The organism is Streptomyces sp. NPDC031426 (assembly GCF_055581585.1).
In genome coordinates, this window is record NZ_JBVIJE010000116.1 from 1 (window position 1) to 1,125 (window position 1,125).

Below are 1,125 nucleotides of genomic sequence, written 5' to 3' on the forward strand. Positions count from 1 at the left end.
GCGGCGGGTGGTGAGGTAGTCGACGACGTCCTGGTCGGTGCCGGTCAGGGCCTGCTCGGCGGCGCCCCTGCTCCAGGGCCCACCAGTCTGCATCGTGGCCAGCGCGACCTTGCGGCCGGCCGCAGCGAGGGCCTTGGGGTCGGCTCCGGGCTGTGCAGCCTGCACGGCCAGGGACTTGGCCCGGTCGTCGGTGTCCTTGACCTGCTGGGCGGCAGCGGCGTCCGCGGCCGCCTGCTGATCCTGCTGGGCCTTGAGGTCCTTGACCTGCGCGATACCGGCGTTGGTGCGCTCGGTCAGCTCCTCCGCCTCGATCTTGACGGCGGTCTGGTGGGTCTTCTGGGCCTTGGCGACGGCCGCGGTGGCGGCGTCGGCAGCCTCCTGGGCGGCCTTGGCGTGCGCCGCCGACTGGGCTGCGGCGGTGGCCGCTTCACCGGCGTGCTTGGCCGCGTCATCGGCGTCCTTGGCGGCGTTGTCCGCATGCGTGGCCGCCGCGTTGGCCGCGTCCTCCGCGTCACTGGCCGCGCTGGCCGACTCCGCGGCCAGCGCTGCTGCGGCGTTGGCGGCGCGGTTGGCCTCCTGCGCGTGCCGATGAGCGGCCGCGGCCTCGGCACCGGCCTCGGAGGAGTGGACACCGGCCTGCGTGGCGTAGGTGTTGGCCTCATCGGCCGCGTCCGCGGCGGCGTCGGCGTTGGTGCCGGCATCGGCGGCGGCCTTCGCCGCGTTGCCCGCATCGGCCGCCGCGTTGCCGGCCTGCTTGGCGGCGTCCGCCGCCAGCCGTGCTCCCTTGGCCGCGGTGCGGGCGTCGTCGGCCGCCTTGCGCGCCGCCGAGGCCTGGCCCGCGTCCGTGGCCGCGTCCGCGGCGGCGCTCTGGGCACGGGACGCGGCCTGAGCGGCACCCACCGCCGCCGAAGCGGCCTGCTCGGCGGCGCTGGCCGCCAGCCGCGCACTGTTGTTGGCGGCGGCCGCGGCGTCGATCGCCTCCTGCGCAGCCTCCGCAGCCTGCTTCGCGGCGGAAGCCGCCCGGCCGGCCGCGGTTGCGGCGTGCAGGGAGTCGTTCTTGGCCGCCTGGGTCTCGGCCGCCGCCTTCTGCGCGGCCTCCTTGGCCAGCTTCGCCGCCGTCACGGC

General features: G+C 77.0%; 1 protein-coding gene. It reads right to left on the reverse strand.

The features are described from left to right. Positions 1 to 1,125: ALF repeat-containing protein (locus ACZ5NH_RS45545; protein ID WP_468784382.1), on the reverse strand; the 1,125-nt coding region annotated here is incomplete at both ends.